The following is a 20,507-nucleotide window of genomic DNA, read 5'->3' as shown; positions in this document are numbered from 1 at the left end:
CATCCTGGATCGCGTCTCCGTAGCCCACCAACCCCTGAATTCGATAGAAGGCCGCAGTGCGTTCATTTCCTTACAAATCCGCCGGAAAACCCGATCTCCGTTCACCCTCACGCTATCTTTTGTGGCTGGCTGGCGCCCAACGAGGAACCCTCCTGCTCGGCATTCTGTACGGTTCCATCTGGACGGTGTGCCAGGCCCTGACGCCATACATTCTGGGCCAAGCCATCGACCAGGGCATCCTGCCGGGCAACTTCGGCCGTCTCTCCTTCTGGGTGGGCCTGCTGGTGGGCTTGACCATCATCCAGTCAATCTCCGCCACGCTGCGTCACCGCGCCGCTATGAGCAACTGGATGCAGGCGGCCTTCCGCTCCGCCCAGATTGTTGGCCACAAGGTCACCCGCAGCGGCGACGCTCTCCCGCAAAAGTTCTCCACCGGCGAGGTGGTCTCCACGTGTGCCTCCGACGCCATGCGCATTGGCGAGATTTTCGACGTCGCCGCACGCCTGGCCGGCTCCGTTGTGGGATACCTGCTGGTCTCCTACCTTGTCTTCCAGTCCTCCTGGCAGCTGGGACTGGTGGTCCTGGTGGGCGTGCCGCTGTGCGGTGCCGGGATGTTGTTCGTGATCCGCCCCCTCCAACGTCGCCAAAAAGACCAACGTGAAGCGGCCGGAAAAATGACGGCATTGGGCGCTGACACCGTGGCCGGCCTGCGCGTTTTGCGAGGTATTGGTGGCGAGCACATCTTCGTCCAGCGTTACCGCGAGCGTTCCCGGGAAACTCAGCTCGCCGGCAACAAGGTGGCCTGGTCCCTGGCCGACCTCGACGCCGCCCAGGTCTTCGTCGTTGGAATTTTCAGTGTCGCTTTCACCTGGATCGGCGCGATACAGGCCGTGACCGGGCAGATCGAGGCCGGCCAGCTCGTGGCCCTCTACGGTTACGCGGTCTTCCTGGTCTCGCCCATCCGCACCGCCGCCGACGCTGTCTCCCGCCTCATCCGTGCCCAGGTCGGTGCCCGCCGCATCATCGATGTGTTGGCCACCCCTTCAGCCGTGCACGACGCCGAGACAACAGTCCCAGCCCCGGCCGCACCGAGCGCTTTGCTCGACTCGGTTTCAGGAGTGGTGGTTGCCCCGGGTGGGATGAGCGCGATTGTTTCGGAGGACCCCGCCGCAGCCGCTGAGCTGGCCCGGCGGTTGGGCCGTTTTGAGGACGCAGTGCTGCGTGAGGCTGTGGTGCAGTGGGGCAGCGAGGCCCTGCACCTGATGCCGCTGCGTGAGGTGCGCTCCCGCATTGTGGTCTCCGACGCCGAACCGCAGTTGTTCACCGGCACTCTCCGCGAGGAGCTAGACCCGGACGGCCGGCACAGCGACACGGAGATTATGGCGGCCATTGAGGTGGCCAGTGCACAGGACGTCTTTGATGGTCTGGAGCAGGGCCTAGACGCGGAAGTCACGGAAAAGGGGCGCAGCTTTTCCGGCGGCCAGCGCCAGAGACTGGCCTTGGCTCGTGCTGTGCTGACCGAAGCGGAGGTGCTGGTGCTCATTGAACCAACCAGCGCCGTCGATGCACATACCGAACAACGGATAGCAGGGGCGCTGGGCAAAAGCCGCGGTTCCGCTGCGCACACCACACTTGTGGTGACGGCCAGCCCGCTGCTGCTGGGCGCCATGGACACTGTGGCTTTTCTGAAGCACGGCAAGCTGCAGGCTCAGGGCACACACCGGCACCTGCTGGACACTGTCCCGGAATACCGCAAGGTGGTGGTCCGTGGTGAGGGCATGAACGGTCATGGCCACACCGAAGCAGCAGTAGCCGCCAACGCCAACCACAGCACCGCCACCGAGGGGGAGAAGTAATGACAGAGACAATGTTGCCTGTGGCGGACTCCGCCCAGGTCAAGGCCGAGGGCCTGCGGTTGATGCGGTTGCACAAAAAGCCGCTGGCCGGCGTCGTTAGTCTTTATGGTGTGGCCGCAATTGCCGGTCTGGCCGGACCGTTCCTGTTGGGGCGGCTCGTGGATGCGGTCACGGCAGGCACCACTACCGGCTTTGTGGCCATGGTGGCGTTGACCCTGGGCGGGTTCGTACTCATCCAGACCGTGCTGGCGCGCTGGGCCCGGCGCAAGGGCATGGTGCTGGGCGAGAAAGTGTTCGCGCAACTCCGTGAGGAATTTATGGAGCAGGTCACTTCTCTGCCGCTCTCCACGGTGGAACGGGCCGGCACCGGCGACCTGGTCTCGCGCACCACCAACGACGTTGACGCGGTCTCCCACACTGTCCGCTTCGGTGTGCCGCAGGTGCTTGTCTCGGTCGCGTCCATCGTGCTGACGGCGGCCGCGGCAGTGTTGACGAGCCCCATCCTGGCCGTGGCCCTACTGGTGGGCGTGCCGCTGCTGGTGCCCGTGACTCGCTGGTATCTCAAGCGAGCCACGCCGGGGTACCTGTTGGAACGCGAAAGCTACGCCGGGCTCAATGGTGCCGTTACCGAAACCATTGAGGGTGCCCGCACGGTGGATGCGCTGAGTCTTGGCGCCAACCGCCGCCACCGGATTGACGCGGCCCTGCGCAACTGCTTTGAACGGGAAAAGTACACGCTGGGCCTGCGCACGGTGCTATTTCCGGCGGCCGAATTTTCCTTTTGGCTGCCCGTTGCGGCAGTGCTTTTGTGGGGCGGCTGGCTCGCCTCGCAGGGACAGGTCAGCACGGGCATGGTAGCCACAGTGGCGTTGTACGCGTTGCAGTTGATCGACCCCGTGGACACGCTCATCATGTGGATTGACGAGATTCAGGTGGGCGCCTCATCTCTGGCCCGCATTGTGGGCATCCGCAACGTGGCGCCGGACCGTACCGCAACGGATGCTGTGCCCACCGATGAACAAATCCTGGTGGAGCAGGCCCGCTTCGCCTACCGCGAAGGCCACGACGTGCTGCACAACATTGACCTCACACTCCGTCCTGGCGAGCGGCTGGCCATGGTGGGTCCTTCCGGCGCGGGAAAGTCCACGCTGGGGCGGCTGCTCGCTGGTATCAATGGGCCCACGGCCGGCTCCGTCACGGTGGGCGGGGTGCCACTCATGGATCGACCGCTGGATGAGCTGCGCGGCGAGGTGGCCCTGGTCACGCAGGAGCACCACGTGTTCGTGGGCACGCTGGCCGACAACGTCCGTCTGGGGAAGGCCGACGCAACTGATGCCGAGATTGAAAAGGCCCTGTCCGACGTCGGATCCCTGGCTTGGGTGCGCGCCCTCCCCAAAGGGCTGGCCACCGAGGTGGGCTCAGGGTCGCATTCGCTCACGCCTGCTCAGGCGCAGGAGTTGGCGCTGGCCCGGCTGGTACTGGCGGACCCGCACACGCTGGTGCTGGACGAGGCCACCTCGCTGATTGACCCGCAGGCCGCTAGGGATCTGGAGTTCTCCCTCAGTGCAGTGCTTCAGGGGCGTACGGTAGTGGCGATCGCGCACCGGCTGCACACCGCGCACGACGCCGACCGGGTCGCCGTCGTGGAAAAGGGGCGCATCACGGAGCTGGGCCCGCACGACGAACTGCTGGCACAGAATGGCTCATATGCGGCGTTGTGGAACTCGTGGCGGCAGGACATTTGAGCCTGTTCTGCGCGGCGAAATAAGCGTAACGTTCAAAGAGGGGCGTGTTGGGCCAGCTGACCCGGTGCGCAATGAGCGCGATGCAGAAGGAGCTTGCCATGCCTGACAAACAGCCTCACCACCACGAACACAAGAAGCTGGATAAGGGCCACGCCATCAAGGCCAAGCGCGCAGAGAAGAAGGCCCGCGGTGCTGCCAATGAATCCGAGGATCCGGTTGCGAAGATCACGAAGAAGCACACCTGATCGCAAACGGACGGAGGAGCCACCGACCCGCACCTGACTGCATGCGTATGCATGGAATAGTTTGGTGCGGGGTCCGGTTGTGCTGATCATGGAGAGCACATTCAAGAAACGCCTTGGGTTTTTGTCCTTTGGCCACTACGGAACGGGACGCGGCTCGCAGACCAACACGGCTGCCGATGCGTTGCGGCAGGCATTGACTTGGCCGTGGCCGCCGAGGAACTGGGCATCGATGGGGCCTTCTTCCGGGTGCACCACTTCGCCCGGCAACAGGCTGCCCCGTTCCCGCTCATGGCTGCCATTGCTGCGCGCACCAGCCGGATCGAAATTGGTACCGGCGTCATCGACATGCGTTATGAAAACCCGCTGTACATGGCCGAACAGGCAGCCGCCACGGACCTGATCAGTGGGGGTCGGCTGCAGCTAGGGGTGAGCCGCGGCTCACCCGAACCCGCTGCCAATGGGGCCGCAGACTTCGGCTACCGCCCGCTCGACGGCGAAACGGTTGCGGACATGGCCCGCCGCCACACCGCCTTATTTCGGCAGGCAATTTCCGGTGCAGGAGTGGCCGAGCCTGGGGAGTACTCACACATGGGCGGCGAGTGGCTGTTGCGCATTGAACCGCAATCGCCGGGGCTGTCCCAGCGGATCTGGTGGGGCGCTGGCACCCGTGCCACAGCCGTATGGGCCGCGGCGCAGGGGATGAACCTGATGAGCTCCACGCTGCTGACCGAGGACACCGGTGTGCCGTTTGATCAGTTGCAGGCCGAACAGATTCAGTTGTTCCGTGACGAGTGGGCGCGTGCCGGCCATGATTTTACGCCCCGCGTCTCCATCAGCCGCTCCGTCATTCCTGTGGTGGATGACGTCGACAGGACGTACTTCGGGGTGCGTGCCCAGGCGGACAGCCGGGATCAGGTCGGCATGATCGACGGCTTCCTCTCACGCTTTGGCAAGAGCTACATTGGCGATCCCGCAGTGCTCGCCGAGGAGCTGGCTGCCGATGCAGCTGTTCAAGCAGCGGACACCGTCATGCTCACCGTGCCCAACCAGCTAGGTCTCGACTACAACACAAAAATGCTGGCCAACATTGCCGAACACATCGCCCCGGCGATCGGCTGGGAGCCGGCCACGGCTTGAGGTGCCCAGCCTGCAGGAGGTGCGTGCCGCCGTCGTACGTCAATGTCCGGTGGCTGGTTCTGTGCCCCTGCGCCGGCGGACAGGCGCATCTACGCGGACCTTGGGGATTTCCTTGCTGGAATTGACCCGTCCACCGGATTGCTCGCAGACCCCTAAGGAACCAAGGCAGTGGGGCGGAATTGGCATACGCTGGGTCGATGGCAATTTGTCTTGAACTTTTGGATCCTGGCAGCTTCCCGCAGTGGTTGGAACAAAGCTGCAGCGAGTATGTGGCCGATCTCATCTCCTCGGGAAGCGCGCCCGGAGCGGCTCGTCAGCAGGCTGAAGCCTCACTTCACAAATCCTTCCCTGAGGGCCGCCCGGGCCTCGACAACGCCGTATTCACCCTGATGGACCAGGGTGGATCTGCCGTGGGCTATATCTGGGTTGGCCGGGACCACTCCGACGACCCGACCGCGTGGTGGGTGTGGGACATCCTTGTTGACTCCGCACACCGAGGGAAGGGGTATGGCAGGGAAGCCATGCAACTCGCGGAAGAGTATGCTCGCTCACGTGGCGCCCTCACCCTGGGATTGAACGTGTTCGGCTACAACGCTTCGGCCCGCGGACTCTACGAATCGCTGGGCTACGAAACTACCAGCATCAAGATGCGCAAAAGCCTCCTCTCTGCCGGAAGCGGCGAAGACGCGAGCAATTAGGTGATGATCTCTTTGCCGGTGGTACGGATCGCAGCAAACTGTGCGCGCCGCAAAGTCACGGTGACCAGTAGGGTGCCAGCCACAGCGTGAGAGGGCTGATTGCACCCAACCTGGGTGCCGCCGTCGGACGCTAAAGCGCGACGGCGGCACGTGGTGCCATCCCATGTGTCACGGTGGTAAAATCGGCTGTGGAGCAATCCCCCTAAATTTTAGCGACACCGGAACAGCTTTTGGCCGAACGAGTCGCACGAGAAGGCAGCGCAGCATCGCCGCCAGACGCCCACTACAGAATAAAGTTTGGAACCCATGAGAAGAACTGCACGCCAGACCCCGCCCGCCCTCGCTGATGGTGCAATGCGCATCGTAGCCCTTGGCGGATTGGGGGAGATTGGCCGCAACATGACCGTCTTCGAATTCGCGGGAAAGTTGCTGATCGTTGATTGCGGTGTGCTCTTCCCTGAGGATCACCACCCCGGCGTTGACTTGATCCTGCCGGACTTCTCTTACTTGAAGAACCGCTGGCAAGACGTTGTTGGCTTGGTGCTGACACACGGCCACGAAGATCACATTGGCGGGGTTCCGTACCTGCTCAAGCACCGCGGCGACATCCCTGTCATCTCGGCCAAGCTGACGTTGGCTTTCTTGAAGACCAAGCTTGAAGAGCACCGCATCAAGGGCAAGATGGTCCAGGTTAAGGAAGGTGACCGCCGCAAATTCGGTCCGTTCGACGTCGAATTCCTCGCCGTCAACCACTCCATCCCGGACGGACTGGCCGTTGCTATCCGCACCCCTGCCGGTCTGGTGCTGGAAACTGGTGACTTCAAGATGGACCAGTTCCCCTTGGATAAGCGCATCACTGACCTAGCTGGCTTTGCCCGTCTGGGCGAGGAAGGCGTGGATCTGTTCCTGCCTGACTCCACCAACGCAGAAGTACCCGGCTTCCTGGCCGCTGAAGCAGACCTCATCCCGGCCATTGACCAGGTGATGCGCACGGCTCCGCGCCGCGTTGTGGTTTCCAGCTTCGCGAGCCACGTGCACCGCATCCAGCAGATCATTGACTCTGCGCACAAGTACAACCGCAAGATTGCCTTTGTTGGCCGCTCCATGGTCCGGAACATGACCACGGCACGCGAATTGGGCTACCTGAAGATTCCCCGCGGCGTACTCGTTGACGCCAAGGAATTGGAAAAGATGGACCCCAAGAAGGCCGTGCTGATCTGCACCGGTTCACAGGGAGAGCCCATGGCCGCGTTGGCCCGCATGGCCAACGGTGACCACCAGATCAACCTGACCGAGGGCGACACCGTCCTGCTGGCCAGTTCACTGGTTCCCGGCAACGAGTCCTCGATCTACCGCCTGATCAATGACCTCACCAAGCAGGGCGCCAACGTTATCCACAAGGGCAACGCCAAGGTGCACGTCTCCGGGCACGCCAGTGCTGGCGAGCTCGTGTACTGCTATAACTTGGTCCGCCCCAAGAACGTCATGCCGGTCCACGGCGAGTACCGCCACTTGAAGGCGAACGCCGAGCTGGCGGTCCGCACCGGTGTTGAACCCAAGAACACGTTCATCATTGAAGACGGCACTGCGCTGGACCTCAAGGACGGCGTGGTCAAGGTCAGCGGCAGCGTCCCGGCTGCCTATGTCTACGTGGAGAACATGGTTGCCGGTGCGGCAACTGAAGAATCACTCCAGGACCGCATCCGTCTGGCCGAAGATGGTGCCGTCACGGTGCTGCTCATTGTTAACCCGGACACCGGCAAGATTGAAGAAGACCCCGAGTTCTTCTCCGTGGGCTTCAACCTGACGGACAAGGACATTGAAAAGGCCGCCGGAATTGTGGAGAAGACCATCTCCGGGATCCGCGGCGAAAAGACCGGACCGGCGGCTGAGAAGGCTGTGGCCAACGGTCTGCTGCGCTGGTCTGACCGCGCACTGCGCCGCAAGCCCGTTTACACGGTCATCATCGTCGAGGCGTAAGCCTTCGCGGCCAATGCCGCCGCTTCATCGATCCGTGAGAAAAGGTCGCTTTGACACTGTCAAAGCGACCTTTTCTCACGGATCGATTTAGAGATTGCGCCAAGCGCCCGGCGGGGCTACGGTGTGGGCAGCATCCAGCTCAGAACCGGTGTCGACTGCAGATAGACCAGGACGCACAGGATCAGGAGCATGCCCACCGACCACCCGGCAACCTTCTTCAGGATGACCGACTCCTTGCCTTCCATACCCACCGCTGTTGCGGCAATGGCAAGGTTCTGTGGGGAGATTAGCTTGCCCACCACGCCACCGGAGGTGTTGGCGGCAACCAAGAGGTTCGGATCAATCCCAGCGTTGATGCCGGCAGTTTGTTGCAGGTTCGCGAACAAGGCGTTGGCCGAGGTGTCCGATCCGGTGACCGCGGTGCCGATCCAGCCAAGAATGGGTGACAGGAAGGCAAAGAATGCTCCTGTTCCGGCTAGCCAGGTCCCGATGGTGATGGTCTGGCCGGAGAGGTTCATGACGTAGGCCAATGCGAGCACGGACAAGATGGTGGTGGCTGCCCAGCGCATTCTGTAGATGGTGTGCCAGATTTCGGCGATAGCCCGGGAAACCTTGATCTTGTACTTGCCGCCACCGTCAAAGATTGAATAGACCACGGCAACAATAAGACCTGTGAACAGCAGTAGGGTGCCGGGGTTCGAGAGCCACTGGAAGTTATAGACGGTTGAGGTAACGGGGTTCCCTCCGGCATCCAGGATGTGGCCATACAGTAGTGGCCATTGAACCTTGACGTCGGTGGATCCAAGGACGGCAGGAACACTGACTCCAATTGTCCAAAGCTTGGCGATGCCGAAGATGATGATCACAAGCAAGTAGGGGAACAAGGCCAGGAACGTTGGGCCCGGCAGTAGCTTGCGGTTGGACTCGTCGTACGTTGTGGTAATGCCGGCGCTTCCCCCGGTAGCCCCGTTAGTTCCGCCCACCATGATGCGTTCACGTGCTGCTTCGCGGCCAGCGGAGGACCAGAAACGCAGGAAAATGACGGCTGCGCCAAGGCCAGCCAGCGAGGCAACAATATCCGTCAATTCGTAGGAGAAATAGGTAGCGCACAAGAACTGAGTCACAGCGAACGTGGCGCCGATGACCAACGCTGCCGGCCAGACTTCCTTGACACCGCGTTTGCCATCAATGATGAACAACAGCAGCGTCGGAACAAAGAGGGCAAGGATCGGTGCCTGGTGTCCCACGATGGCGCCGATGTGGTTGGCGTCCAATCCCGTCAGCGAGGCTGCGGTGGTGATTGGGATGGCTACCGCGCCGAAGGCCACCGGGGCGGTGTTGGCAACCAGGACTGCGGCCGCAGCGCGCAGCGGAGACATCCCCAAGGCCAGCAGCATCGTGGCTGTGATGGCCACGGGGGCTCCGAATCCGGCCAGTGCCTCAAGCAGGCCACCGAAACAGAAGGCGATGAGAATCGATTGGATACGCACATCCCCGCCGCCGATCACGTCAAAGACACGGCGCAGATCCTCGAAGCGTCCTGAAACCACGGTGATTTGGTACAGCCAGATAGCCATGATGACGATCCAGACAACGGGGAACGCGCCGAATACGGCACCCATCACGCCGGACATCAACGTCATGCCCACGGGCATTTTAAAGACGAAGATGGCCACAAGGATCGCTACCGCCAAGGAGGTTAGGCCGGAGACGTGGGCCTTGGCCTTGACTACTGCCAGCATGATGAAGAATGTCACTAGGGGCAGGAGGGCGACGATGGCCGAAAGCGCGATGCTACCGACCAGCGGATCTGTTGTAGGTGTGAATGTATCCACGGGGGTCCTTCGCTTGGAGTGGGGCGGGGAAGGTTCTTAGTGGTCCCTTTGTGAGGCAACCGTGGTCAGACCACTATGGTCCGACCACGAAATTATAGCCTAGATAATCACTACCGGTGAGCAGAATCACAGAGGTGCCCCAAAGTCCTGCCAGCGCCGCTGTGGTTGGATTCCGGACGTTGGATGTTCCTCCTCATCAACGTCTATGACGTGTCGCGCGCTAAGGGCATAAGGGGTGATCTCAAGGGTGAAGGTTACCCATGGCCAAGAAAACGAGGCGAACAGGCAAGGTGCAGCGCATCATCAAGTGATCTCTGGCGGTGAGCTGCGGGCCACCCGCGCTCTGGAGGCCATCACTGGTCCCTCCCATGGGGAATATACGGATTATCGGGGCTGGCTCGGGCTGATCGGCCAGCTTGCCGACAGGTTCTAAGCCGTCTGGGCCCGGTTTTTCCGCAAGTACGACGGCGGCACTTGCCTCCCAGCGTCTGCACAGCGCTGCTGGGTGTGGCGATCATGGCAATGACAGTATTCATTCACTAACCGCGCGTGAAGCCGTTAACCCGGAGGATCACAGCTCAGCAATGCTCACCGGTGCGTGGACGAGCCCGGTCATCCACGCGCCTCCGCAAACCGAGGCGCCATGGACTCCATCTGTTCCATGACCAGCTTGATCGCCGCAGGCTGGCTGTCCGGCGAATTCGTTAGAGGCGACGGCGTCGCAAAACGCCAGCTCATCAGAGTTCAGTGCGGGCGTGAAGTGCTGTCCGTGGATGGCTTCAGCAGCAACTTCCTTGGCCAACTCCACCAGCTCCGCAATCACTTCGGTGGAGGTAAAATGTTGCTGCGTGAGGTGGCTACCGATTCCTCGGCTACGAGCTTGCGCAGGGCCTCCATGGCCAGCTGCAGGTTTCGTGCCGCCTTGGTCTTGGCGATGAATTCGGGCGTCAGATTGGGTGGCACGGGCAATCAGCTCACCCAGAAGCCGCTGGATCTCCTCCGGGATAGGTTCGCCGGATGCCTGACGGTCGGCGGCGTCAAACTTTGCCATCCAGACACGGATCTCCTCATACATCTGGACTTCAGGTTTGAGCTCCGCCAGATTCACCGCGCCGGAACACGCTGCCCAGGCCCGCGAGAGCTGCCCACTATAGCGCCGGTACTTTGACGCCAAGGTTTCATCTTCCGACGGCACGTTCCCCATCACTGTCAGAGTCAACGCGAGGGCTTCGTCGATGATCTTTCCCACAGGCTTGTTGGCCTAATCGGACTGCGTGTATTCGCCCAGCGCCTTGGCTTAGTTCTCCGCGGGCGGCGCATCGAAGCCTGTGAGCATCATGTCCTTGACAATCACCAACTCCAGTTCGTCATCCTCGTCCTTGAGCCTGGCCTTGACGATGACGTTGAGCGAATCGCGGCGAACGTGCTCGGATACCGGCGCAGCTCAACAATGGGCGTGTAGAGCCTCGCGCAAATCTCACGGGTGCCGCCCACGATCATCGCTTTTCCGGTACCGCGGGGACCTGCTTCATCACGGATCGGCGGCCTTCCCAGCGTTCCGCCAGGTCGGCGGCCAGTGCAGCAAATGCGTCCTGGGGGCGCCAAAAACTGCGTTGACCACGGCCACGGTGGCCTCGATGTGGGAGTGTTCGGTGATGTCCAGGCCCACGGTGGCGACGTTCTCCACTGCCCGGGTGAGATCGTAAATGTCGATGTATTCACCAAAAACGTCGCGGGTGTTGCGGTCCTCGAAGGAGATGGGCGTACCCGTGGAGGCAATCAGCGTGGCATGGGGAAGCGCATCGCGCAGGTGCCGGGCGTGCCCGTCCGAGCCGTCGTAGTGGCTGTGGCCGGTGTCGGCAACCACCGTGGGGTTCTTCATCCGGGGGTGAAGGATCACGCGGTTGATATAGAGCCCCCTTTCCATGGACTTGCCAGAACCCTGGGTGTGCCAGACGACGCCAGCCTCCCCTTCAACCGTCCAGGAGGAACAGGGACGCCCTCGTCATCCACGTTCTATGGGGAGAAGTGGTTGACAGGTGTGAAGGGGGTGCCTTATTTGGCTTGGATACCGCCCCGCGCATAACCGGGCAGGGCAACTGAAGGAGGGCCGCCGTCGTACTTTTTCAAGTACGACGGCGGCCCTTGCGTTCGGTAGGTTCACTCAGCGCCCGCTTTGGAGTCATTCTCCGCGAAGTTTGTCCATATCGCGGCGGTCCTTCTTAGTGGGCCGGCCCGTGCCCCGATCGCGCTGGGGCAAGCCCAGCGCTGGCAGGACCGGGCGCGGGGGAGTGTGGTCTGTGAAGCAATGCGAGGCCGCTTCGGGGCCAACGCGTTTGTTGATCAACAGGCGAACTTCCAAGATGCGGTCATAGCCGGGCTGGCGGACTCGGACTGTGTCGCCGGGGACCACCGTGTGGGCTGCCTTGGCGTTCACGTCATTGAGTTTCACATGGCCGGCGCGGCAGGCTGCAGTGGCCATGGACCGCGTCTTGTAGGCGCGGATGGACCACAACCAGGCGTCAATGCGCACTGAGGCGGGTGCTGACTTTGGAATGCTCATGATGGAATCCACTCTATCCGTGAGCCTGCTCCACGAAAAATGACACCGATCCCGCTTCCTGATCCCTAAATTTCGGGATCAGAAAGCAGGATCGGTGTCAGAACTCGTCAGGAATCCCAAAACGCCATCGGCAGGGCTAGCCCTGGTTGCTGAACGCAGCATCAAAAGGCTGCGTGGACGGTGAAAAATCGAACTTCTTCAGTGCCGCGAGGGCCTCCGGTGCGCCTTGCAGACGGTCCATTCCGGCGTCTTCCCACTCGATAGAGATGGGGCCGTGGTATCCGATGGCGCTCAGCGCGCGGAAGGAGGATTCCCAAGGCACATCTCCCCGGCCAGCCGAAACGAAGTCCCAGCCGCGGCGCGGATCTCCCCACGGCAAATGCGAGCCCATGACCGTGTTTCGGCCCGTGGGGCGCAGCTTCGTATCCTTACAATCAACATGATAGATCCGGTCCTTGAAGTCCCAGATGAAGGAAACCGGGTCAATGCCCTGCCACATGAAGTGGGAGGGGTCCCAGTTCAGTCCAAACGCGGGACGGTGACCAATGGCTTCCAGAGCGCGCACCGTGGTCCAGTAGTCATAGGCGATTTCGGAGGGATGTACCTCGTGGGCGAACCGCACGCCGCACTGATCGAAGACATCCAAAATGGGGTTCCAGCGGTCAGCAAAATCTTGGTAACCTGCCTCGATCACGGATTCTGGAACGGGCGGGAACATGGCCACGTACTGCCAGATGGAGGAGCCGGTGAAACCGACCACCGTCGAAACGCCCAAGGCCTGCGCCAGACGCGCGGTGAGCTTCATTTCCTCGGCGGCTCGCTGACGGACTCCCTCGGGATCGCCGTCGCCCCATACCTTGGTGCCAACTATCGCTTGGTGGCGGAAGTCAATGGGGTCATCACACACGGCCTGGCCCTTGAGGTGATTGGAGATGGCCCAGACCTTCAGGCCGTAGCCCTTGAGCATGGCGAGCTTACCGGCAACATAGCCCGGTTCGTCCCAGCGCCACGGGTCCAAATGATCGCCCGAGCAGGCAATCTCCAAGCCGTCGTAGCCCCATTCGGACGCCAGTTTGGCCACTTTCTCGAGCGGGAGATCGGCCCACTGGCCGGTGAACAAGGTGTACGGGCGGCTCATGCGTTCAGTCCTTTGAAATGGTGATGATTTGGGGGATGGCGACGGTGCTTCCGCCGGCTGCCGAGGATGTCTCGATGGCCGCCAAGACCTGCTGCACACCGTACCCTTCTTCGAACGACGGCGAGGGGTCCGTTCCCGTGGAGATGTTCAGGAGGAAGTCGCGGATCTGATGTGTGAAGCTATGCTCCCAGCCAAGCACGTGCCCCTGAGGCCACCAGCCGGAAATATAGGGGTGCTCGGGTTCTGTCACAAGGATCCGCCTAAAGCCCTGAACCTCGATGGGCTCGGTGCCGTTGAGGAAGTACAGCTCATTGGGGTTTTCCAAATTGAAAGTAATTGACCCTGTTGTGCCATAAACTTCCACTCGCAGAGCATTCTTCTGTCCCAGCGCCACGCGCGAAACGTCTACGCTGGCCATGGCGCCACTTGCCATGGACAGCGTTGCCCACGCTGCGTCGTCGACCGTGACAGGTTCGGGGCCGTCGGGACCAGGCCGTTCGGTGGTGAAGGTGTGCAGCTTGCCGGAAACCTCGGTGACGGTGTCGCCGAGCAGGTACTGAACCTGATCGATGGCGTGCGATGCGATGTCGCTCAGCGCGCCCGAGCCCGCAGTTTCCTTGCGCAGCCGCCAGGTCATGGGGGATTCGCTGTCTGCCAGCCAGTCCTGCAAGTACGACGCGCGGACCTGGCGGATGCTGCCCAGCTCACCCTCTGCAATGAGCTTGGCCGCCAAAGCCAAAGCCGGGATGCGGCGGTAGTTGAAGCCCACCATGGAGCGGACACCCGCCGCTCTGGCCGCCTTGGCTGCCGCCACCATGGTCTCGGATTCGGCCAGGGAGTTGGCCAGCGGCTTCTCCACGAGCACGTGCTTGCCCGCGGCGAGTGCCGCCGTCGCAATTTCAGCGTGCAACCAGCCGGGAGCGCAGATGTCCACAATGTCGATGTCATCGCGGGCAATGACCTCCCGCCAATCGGTGGCCGATTCGCTCCAACCGTACTTTTTAGCTGCGGCAGCTACAGCTACGGCGTCCCGGCCCACCAAGACCTTTTGCTCGAAGTTAGGGACGTCGAAGTGGTTGGCCACGGTGCGCCACGCGTTGGAATGTGCTTGGCCCATGAACGCGTAGCCGATGGCGGCCACGCCCAATGGGCGGGTGCCCAGGGGGCGGGAACCCAGAGGGCCGGCGGCCGGTGATTGAGGGGAGGTCATGATTGTGATTCCTAGAGGGTTGCGGCGGTGGGTGCCCAGTCAACGGGCACTGCCTCGGAGCTCGGGGCGGAGCTGGCAACTTCCACGAATTCACCGGTGTTGACGGACTCCGAGATTGAGACCATGGCGTCAAGGATGTGGTAAGCCAGTTCTCCAGTGGCGCGGTGCGGAACGCCGGCACGAATGGAGCGTGCCATATCCAGTACGCCCAGGCCGCGGCCATTGTCAGGGCCTTCCGCGGGGACGGTGGTCCAATCCTCGGCCCCGCTCGTGAAAACGCGGATTTCGCCGTCGAAGTTGTTTGGATCCGGCAGCGAGATGGTCCCTTCGGTGCCCGTGATCTCCACAAATCCCATGCGCGGGCGCGGGGATTCGAAGCTGAAGACGCTGTGCGAGGAGGCCCCGGATTCAAATTGAGCAATGGCGCTGACGTGCGTGGGAACTTCGACGTCGAATACCTCACCTTCCTTGGGGCCCGAGCCGATGGTGCGGGTGGAGAAAGCGGTGTTGCCCACGGCAGCCACCTTGGCGAGCGGGCCAAAGGCTTGCACCAGAGTGGTCAGGTAGTACGGAGCCATATCAAAGAGCGGGCCGGCGCCTTCCTGGAACAAGAACGCGGGGTTCGGGTGCCAGGACTCCGGGCCGGGGGACTGGAACATGGTCAGTGCCGTGAGCGGGGTGCCAATGGCGCCACTGTCTATCAGGCGGCGAGCGGTCTGCAGGCCAGCTCCAAGGAATGTATCAGGCGCACAGCCAAGCCGAACGCCGGCAGCGTCTGCCACTTTAAGCAGGCCCAGGCCACTTTCTCTGTCCAGGGAGAACGGCTTTTCCGTCCAGACATGCTTGCCTGCGCGGACGGCTGCCGCAGCAACTTCTACGTGGGCGGCCGGGATGGTCAAGTTGACGATGATTTCAACGTCCGGGTGGTTGAGCGCCACCTCCACACCGCCGGAAATTTCCACGCCGTATTCGGCGGCGCGTGCGGCCGCTGCTTCCTCGAAGAGGTCGGCGATGACCAGTACCTTCACATCCGGGAACGTGGTCAGGTTGTCCAGGTACTGCTTGCTGATGTTGCCAGCGCCAATGAAGGCAATACCGACTGGTCCAGTTTTTGCCATGGGGATTAGGCCTTTCCGGCGTTTGTGTTTCCGGCGTTGAGGAAGGCAAGGCTTGCAGCGATGCCCTCGAAGATGTCACCGGCGTAGTCGTCGAACTCCACTACACCAATTTCAAGCGACTTGGCGGCTTCAATGACGTCCCAGATGGGAACCTGTCCCTGACCGGCGGGAACCTGATCAAGGTTCTCTGTGGTTAACGGGCCATCCTTGATGTGGATCAGTTTCACGCGATCACCCAGGCTGGTCAGTACGTCAACTGGGTTGGCGCCGCCCACGGACACCCAGTAAGTGTCTACTTCCAAGATGATTTCCGGATCCAGCAGTGTTTCAAAGTACTGCAGGGCAGTGGTGCCGTTGATGGTTGACTCCAATTCCCACTGGTGGTTGTGGTACCCCACGCGGATGCCGTATTCGGCACCCTTCTTGGCGGCAGCGTTGAGGCCTTCGGCGATCTTCTGGACGTCTTGTGCATTTTGCCAGCGATCGGCGGGAATGAACGGATCAATCACGGTGGTGATGCCCAGCTTCTTTGCCGCAGCGAAGATCTCGTCCTGATCAGCACTGAGCAGGGGTGCGTGGCCTGAGGGTGCGGTGATGGAGTTCTCAGCGAACGCGGCAGCGAGGGCATCGGCCGTGGCCACAAAGTTGTACGGCTCAACGTGGGTGAAGCCCAACTGGGCAACGCGGGCAATGGTTCCGGGCAAGTCTTCTTCAAGGGGCTTGCGGACTGTGTACAGCTGAAGGGAATACGTCATTGAAACTCCTTGAAGGCCTGTGAGTGTGTTCAAGAATCAACCTAAGGGAACTTTTGTCGATGGTCAAGCAAAAGTGTGCTTAAAACTACCAAGTCTTTAGATTGTGACAGATGGAAGCCCGTGTGTTATTTGTTGACAATGTCTAAGTCTCCAGCTCAGCAACCCACACATGGACCGCTTGCAAGCACCACGGCCGCCTTTGATCCGGCAGCCTCAGCTCCGCAGGGGCAGTTTGGCCACTCGCGAGCCGGAGACGTTTTCCAGATTTTGCGTGATGGACAGGCCCGTACCCGTGCGGAGTTGGCGGAGATTACGGGCCTTGCTCGCTCAACGGTTGCCGCCCGCCTTGAGGGCTTGAGTGCTGCTGGGTTGATAGGTCCGGCAGGTGAGGGGATCTCCTCAGGAGGGCGTCCGCCATCGCGCTTTGCTTTTCACCCCTCGTCACGAGTCATTCTGGCTATTGACGTGGGGGCAACGCACGTGTTGATCGCGCTCATCGATCTCAGCGGCCGGGTGCTCAGTGAACTGCGGGAGTCAATGGATATAGCTGACGGCCCCACTCACGTGCTGGATGCAGTGCTGGAGCGGTGCGGCCAGGTTTTTGCTACGGCGGGGCGCCATGAACGTGAGCTGGTGGGGATTGGCATTGGGCTTCCGGGACCGGTGGAACACTCCACGGGGCGGCCCTCCAGCCCGCCCATCATGCCTGGCTGGGACGGGTTCGATGTGCCAGCCTATGTCCAGCAACGTTTTCCCACGGACGTTCTTGTGGATAACGATGTGAATATCATGGCCCTGGGGGAACGGGCCGCGTACTGGCCGCACGCGCAGGATCTTCTGTTCATTAAAGTTGCCACGGGTATTGGTGCTGGCATTATCAGCGGCGGACTTTTGCAGCGCGGAGCCGATGGTACGGCTGGCGATATTGGGCACGTGAGAGTTCCGCGCGGCGGCGAAATACTGTGCCGTTGCGGGAATTACGGTTGCCTGGAGGCTATGGCGTCGGGCCCTGCGGTGGCTGCAGCGCTTAGTAAAGACGGGGTTCCGGCGCACAGCGGTGACGACGTTTTGGAGTTGGCGCGCCGGGGAAACTTGGCCGCCATTCATGCCATGCGGCAGGCAGGCCGCGACGTTGGTGATGTCTTGGCGGCGTCCGTGAACTTGCTCAATCCTTCCGTCATTGTCATTGGCGGCGGGCTGTCCTCGGCAGGGGAATATCTGATGGCCGGTGTGCGTGAAATTGTTTATCAACGATCGCTGCCGCTGGCCACGGCACGGCTGCGGATAGTGCAGTCAATGGCCGGTGACCACGCCGGTGTGCTCGGTGCAGGACGCATGGTGATTGACCATGTTCTTGCCCCCGCATCAGTTGAGCGGCTTGTCGCCGCGCATTCACAAGGATGAGCGCCCTGGGTACTCCGCAGGCCGGAAAAGTGACCATCAGCGATCTGGCCTTCCGCCTGGGTATCTCCAAGGCTTCAGTTTCCTATGCACTCAACGGCCAGCCCGGCGTCAGTGAATCTACCCGGGCCCGTGTTCTGGCATTAGCCAGTGAACTCGGGTGGTACCCCAGTTCCAGCGCGCGGGCACTTTCACATTCACGCACTGATTCGGTGGGCATTGTGCTATTCCGGGACCCTGAACAAATTGGTGCCGAACCGTTTTACATGAGCATCCTGGCCGGAATTGAGGGAATTTTGGGTACGCATGAGATGAACTTGCTGCTGCGCATGGTGGACCCCCGTACCGTGCCGGATGAGCGCACCCGTGATCTGCCCGTCTACGAGCGCTGGGCCGGAGAGGGCCGCGTTGACGGGGTGATTCTTTTTGACCATGTTCACGATGATCCCCGCCCGCCCCTGCTGGACCGCTTCAAAATGCCCTATGTACGCCTTGGCGCAGGGCTGGATGCTCTACCCTCCGCTGGGAACTCCAATGTCACGGTGTCACAGGCTGCAGACGCGGCAACGGTGGTGGAGGCCCTGCACCGGCACGGGCACCGGCGCATTGCCTTTGTCTCTGGCCCCCTGGACTTGCTCCATGAGGAGCGTAAATCAGAACAGATCACAGCCCATGCCAGGCGCCTGGGCATGAGTGTGGTGCTGTGCCCCGCGGACTATTCAGCGGACGACGGCGGCACGGCCACCATCGCTGTCATGGCCGGCTTGGTTCCTGGGTCACCAGAATTCCCCACGGCCGTTGTCTATGGCAATGACCTCATGGCTGTGGGTGGGCTTCAAGCGTTGAAGCGTCTAAACCTGTGTGTTCCCGCGCAAGTTTCGGTAATCAGTTGGGATGATTCAATCCTGTGCAAGCTCAGTTCTCCTAGTTTGAGCGCACTGAGCCGCAGTGTTTCCGATTTGGGCAGATCCTCCGCCCAGCTACTGGTGGAGCTTATTGGCGGCCACGAACCTCGCAATATTCAAGCCTGCCCCGGTGTATTTCAGCTCCGTGAGAGCCTAGGGCGGAACCTCTTCTAGCGCGGTCTCCAGGGGTGGCTCGAGAGTGAGCTGCGGTGCTTTCCGGCAAGAGGCAAGCCCCTTATGAGGCCCCCACGCGCTAGCCCGCGAGCCCGTTAATTTTTTATCTTCCTTATAACGGATGGGTAACAACTGCCGCTTGCTGAACCGGTTCAGCAATGGTGCTTATGGTGTGGTCAATAGTGAGGGTGTCCCTTGTTTGCGGGCTATTTTGAGCCATGCATGTGGCGCTGAACCTCCTGCGGCGGTGAATTTTCCGTACCTTTGGTGTCACAAATCAATATTATTTCAGATATTTTCTAACTTTTGATTGACCGTCGACATAAGTTCATCTAGGTTTGGTTCAACGTCGAGCGGCGCGAGTCACAGATGCTCCTACGGCTCGTGTTTAGGAACAGTTCTCACACAGACAAGGAAGTCACGGAAGTGAAAATACGTACTTTTGCCGCAGCAGCGGCTATAGCGGCACTTGCCATTACAGCCACCGGCTGCAGCGGCGGTTCCGGAAATGAATCATCCGATTCCGGCGGGAAGACGCTCACTTACTGGGCCAGCAACCAGGGCACCAGCTTGGACAATGACAAGGAAGTTCTTACCCCGCAGCTGGAGAAGTTCGAAAAGGAAACCGGCATCAAGGTCAACCTTGAAGTCATCGGCTGGAACGATCTTCAGACTCGTATCCAGACAGCAGTCACCTCCGGCCAGGCCCCGGACGTTCTAAACATCGGCAACACGTGGGCCGCCTCACTGCAGTCCACCGGGGCTTTCATGCCGTTTGACGAGGCAGCATTTACCGCCATTGGTGGCAAGGACAAGTTCGTCAAGACAGCTATGGATACCGGTGGCGTGGCTGGCGAAGACCCCACCTCAGTCCCGCTGTACGGTCTGGCCTACGGCCTGTACTACAACAAAGCAATGTTCAAGGACGCCGGTGTAACCCCTCCCACCACATGGGAAGAAATGGTTGCTGCTGCCAAGAAACTGACCAGTGGTGATGTCCACGGATTCTCACTCGCAGCAGGCAGCTACACCGAGAACTCACACTTCGCCTTCATCAACGCAGCCCAGAACGGTGCCGACTTCTTTGATGCAGATGGTAAGCCCACCTTCACCTCGGACGGAATTGTGGACGGCATTGCCCGCTACCTAGATCTAATGCAGGCCGATAAAGTCGTAGCCCCAGGTGATGCTCAGTATGACAACGCAACACAGGCCATCAATGACTTCGCCACCGGTAAATCCGCCATGGTGCTCAGCCAGAACAACGCCAACAGTTCCATCGCCTCACAAGGTATGGCCAGTGACGCATTCGGTGTCGTAGCTTTCCCTGCTCCCGCAGCGGGCAAGGATATTGCCACCATGGTTGCCGGTATCAACATGTCCATCTTCAAGAACACGAAGAACAAGGATTCAGCACTGGCATTCGTGAAGTTCATGACCAGTGAAGACACTCAGGCAGCATTGGATAAGCCCTTCGCAGCACTTCCTGTACTTGCTGGCGTCACACCTTCCTTCACCGACGATGCGGAACTCGCCAAGACGTTCTCTGACATCTACTCCAACAAGTCCAAGCCCCTTCCCCTGGTAGCGGCCGAGGACCAGTTCGAAAGCACTGTGGGCAAGGCCATGAACCAGATGTTTGCAACCATCGCCTCCGGCGGTACGGTCTCCAAGGCAGATATCAAGAGTGCATTAGAAACAGCACAGCAGGCAGTCGAAGCAGCAGGCTAGTCCCCACCTGCTCCCC

17 protein-coding genes and 1 pseudogene are annotated in these 20,507 nt (G+C 61.0%); 9 read left to right on the top strand and 9 right to left on the bottom strand.

Features of this window, described 5'->3' with window-relative positions; all coding sequences use genetic code 11:
• Positions 1 to 56: 56 nt before the first annotated feature.
• The 6 genes and pseudogenes from CVS29_RS04300 to CVS29_RS04280 all read left to right on the top strand — a co-directional run bounded on the left by CVS29_RS04300 (position 57) and on the right by CVS29_RS04280 (position 7,661).
• On the top strand, positions 57 to 1,856 hold the full coding sequence (locus tag CVS29_RS04300; RefSeq protein ID WP_110105109.1) for an ABC transporter ATP-binding protein: 1,800 nt from the start codon (positions 57 to 59) through the stop codon (positions 1,854 to 1,856).
• The gene (locus CVS29_RS04295; protein ID WP_110105108.1) at positions 1,856 to 3,601 is read left to right on the top strand and encodes an ABC transporter ATP-binding protein; all 1,746 of its coding nucleotides are present in this window, start codon (positions 1,856 to 1,858) and stop codon (positions 3,599 to 3,601) included. The genes CVS29_RS04300 and CVS29_RS04295 overlap by 1 nt, the downstream gene beginning before the upstream one ends.
• A 98-nt stretch (positions 3,602 to 3,699) precedes the next feature.
• On the top strand, positions 3,700 to 3,846 hold the full coding sequence (locus CVS29_RS18360) for a hypothetical protein (protein WP_170120891.1): 147 nt from the start codon (positions 3,700 to 3,702) through the stop codon (positions 3,844 to 3,846).
• A gap of 88 nt (positions 3,847 to 3,934) precedes the next feature.
• Positions 3,935 to 4,983: pseudogene (locus tag CVS29_RS04290) on the top strand (LLM class flavin-dependent oxidoreductase).
• 197 nt (positions 4,984 to 5,180) lie between these two features.
• Positions 5,181 to 5,681, top strand: coding sequence for a GNAT family N-acetyltransferase (locus CVS29_RS04285; protein WP_110105107.1), 501 nt, complete (start codon positions 5,181 to 5,183; stop codon positions 5,679 to 5,681).
• A gap of 306 nt (positions 5,682 to 5,987) precedes the next feature.
• A complete protein-coding gene (locus CVS29_RS04280; RefSeq protein ID WP_110105106.1) occupies positions 5,988 to 7,661 on the top strand; it encodes a ribonuclease J in 1,674 nt (557 codons plus the stop codon).
• A gap of 116 nt (positions 7,662 to 7,777) precedes the next feature.
• Here the strand turns inward: CVS29_RS04280 and CVS29_RS04275 are convergent, their stop codons facing one another.
• The 9 genes from CVS29_RS04275 to CVS29_RS04240 all read right to left on the bottom strand — a co-directional run bounded on the left by CVS29_RS04275 (position 7,778) and on the right by CVS29_RS04240 (position 16,280).
• Positions 7,778 to 9,496: an L-lactate permease gene (locus CVS29_RS04275; protein WP_110105105.1), complete on the bottom strand. Its 1,719-nt coding sequence runs from the start codon at positions 9,494 to 9,496 to the stop codon at positions 7,778 to 7,780.
• A gap of 571 nt (positions 9,497 to 10,067) precedes the next feature.
• Positions 10,068 to 10,745, bottom strand: coding sequence for a type I restriction enzyme endonuclease domain-containing protein (locus CVS29_RS19180; protein ID WP_308467714.1), 678 nt, complete (start codon positions 10,743 to 10,745; stop codon positions 10,068 to 10,070).
• Between the two features lie 48 nt (positions 10,746 to 10,793).
• Positions 10,794 to 10,853: a hypothetical protein gene (locus CVS29_RS19235; RefSeq protein WP_373366707.1), complete on the bottom strand. Its 60-nt coding sequence runs from the start codon at positions 10,851 to 10,853 to the stop codon at positions 10,794 to 10,796.
• Positions 10,854 to 11,027: 174 nt separating this feature from the next.
• The gene (locus CVS29_RS19175; protein ID WP_308467756.1) at positions 11,028 to 11,396 is read right to left on the bottom strand and encodes a hypothetical protein; all 369 of its coding nucleotides are present in this window, start codon (positions 11,394 to 11,396) and stop codon (positions 11,028 to 11,030) included.
• A 282-nt stretch (positions 11,397 to 11,678) separates the two neighbouring features.
• Positions 11,679 to 12,059 carry an RNA-binding S4 domain-containing protein gene (locus tag CVS29_RS04260; RefSeq protein WP_179442314.1) on the bottom strand — a complete coding sequence of 127 codons (381 nt, stop codon included), beginning with the start codon at positions 12,057 to 12,059 and terminating at the stop codon, positions 11,679 to 11,681.
• Positions 12,060 to 12,195: 136 nt separating this feature from the next.
• Positions 12,196 to 13,197, bottom strand: a complete 1,002-nt coding sequence (locus CVS29_RS04255) for a sugar phosphate isomerase/epimerase family protein (RefSeq protein WP_110105103.1) — start codon at positions 13,195 to 13,197, stop codon at positions 12,196 to 12,198.
• Between the two features lie 4 nt (positions 13,198 to 13,201).
• Positions 13,202 to 14,407: a Gfo/Idh/MocA family protein gene (locus CVS29_RS04250; RefSeq protein WP_110105102.1), complete on the bottom strand. Its 1,206-nt coding sequence runs from the start codon at positions 14,405 to 14,407 to the stop codon at positions 13,202 to 13,204.
• Between the two features lie 11 nt (positions 14,408 to 14,418).
• Positions 14,419 to 15,525 carry a Gfo/Idh/MocA family protein gene (locus tag CVS29_RS04245; RefSeq protein ID WP_110105101.1) on the bottom strand — a complete coding sequence of 369 codons (1,107 nt, stop codon included), beginning with the start codon at positions 15,523 to 15,525 and terminating at the stop codon, positions 14,419 to 14,421.
• A gap of 5 nt (positions 15,526 to 15,530) precedes the next feature.
• Complete coding sequence (locus tag CVS29_RS04240; protein WP_110105100.1) at positions 15,531 to 16,280, bottom strand: sugar phosphate isomerase/epimerase family protein; 750 nt, start codon at positions 16,278 to 16,280, stop codon at positions 15,531 to 15,533.
• A gap of 138 nt (positions 16,281 to 16,418) precedes the next feature.
• Here CVS29_RS04240 and CVS29_RS04235 point away from each other — a divergent pair, with 138 nt between their 5' ends.
• The 3 genes from CVS29_RS04235 to CVS29_RS04225 all read left to right on the top strand — a co-directional run bounded on the left by CVS29_RS04235 (position 16,419) and on the right by CVS29_RS04225 (position 20,491).
• On the top strand, positions 16,419 to 17,684 hold the full coding sequence (locus CVS29_RS04235; RefSeq protein WP_110105099.1) for an ROK family transcriptional regulator: 1,266 nt from the start codon (positions 16,419 to 16,421) through the stop codon (positions 17,682 to 17,684).
• Complete coding sequence (locus CVS29_RS04230) at positions 17,681 to 18,760, top strand: LacI family DNA-binding transcriptional regulator (RefSeq protein ID WP_110105098.1); 1,080 nt, start codon at positions 17,681 to 17,683, stop codon at positions 18,758 to 18,760. Before CVS29_RS04235 ends, CVS29_RS04230 begins: the two co-directional genes overlap by 4 nt.
• Before the next feature lie 426 nt (positions 18,761 to 19,186).
• Entirely contained in the window at positions 19,187 to 20,491 is a 1,305-nt protein-coding gene (locus CVS29_RS04225; protein WP_110105097.1) for an ABC transporter substrate-binding protein, read from the top strand.
• Positions 20,492 to 20,507: the final 16 nt, after the last annotated feature.

The organism is Arthrobacter psychrochitiniphilus (assembly GCF_003185915.1).
Taxonomy (GTDB): Bacteria; Actinomycetota; Actinomycetes; order Actinomycetales; family Micrococcaceae; genus Specibacter; species Specibacter psychrochitiniphilus.
Note: the sequence above shows the minus strand (reverse complement) of the source record. Positions and strands in the feature narration are given on the sequence as shown.

Coding starts and splice junctions, on each gene's coding strand:
- CVS29_RS04285 (WP_110105107.1), top strand. CDS start 5,181: ATGGCAATTTGTCTTGAACTTTTGGATCCTGGCAGCTTCCCGCAGTGG.
- CVS29_RS04295 (WP_110105108.1), top strand. CDS start 1,856: ATGACAGAGACAATGTTGCCTGTGGCGGACTCCGCCCAGGTCAAGGCC.
- CVS29_RS04230 (WP_110105098.1), top strand. CDS start 17,681: ATGAGCGCCCTGGGTACTCCGCAGGCCGGAAAAGTGACCATCAGCGAT.
- CVS29_RS18360 (WP_170120891.1), top strand. CDS start 3,700: ATGCCTGACAAACAGCCTCACCACCACGAACACAAGAAGCTGGATAAG.
- CVS29_RS04240 (WP_110105100.1), bottom strand. CDS start 16,280: ATGACGTATTCCCTTCAGCTGTACACAGTCCGCAAGCCCCTTGAAGAA.
- CVS29_RS04245 (WP_110105101.1), bottom strand. CDS start 15,525: ATGGCAAAAACTGGACCAGTCGGTATTGCCTTCATTGGCGCTGGCAAC.
- CVS29_RS04280 (WP_110105106.1), top strand. CDS start 5,988: ATGAGAAGAACTGCACGCCAGACCCCGCCCGCCCTCGCTGATGGTGCA.
- CVS29_RS04250 (WP_110105102.1), bottom strand. CDS start 14,407: ATGACCTCCCCTCAATCACCGGCCGCCGGCCCTCTGGGTTCCCGCCCC.
- CVS29_RS04260 (WP_179442314.1), bottom strand. CDS start 12,059: ATGAGCATTCCAAAGTCAGCACCCGCCTCAGTGCGCATTGACGCCTGG.
- CVS29_RS04255 (WP_110105103.1), bottom strand. CDS start 13,197: ATGAGCCGCCCGTACACCTTGTTCACCGGCCAGTGGGCCGATCTCCCG.
- CVS29_RS04235 (WP_110105099.1), top strand. CDS start 16,419: ATGTCTAAGTCTCCAGCTCAGCAACCCACACATGGACCGCTTGCAAGC.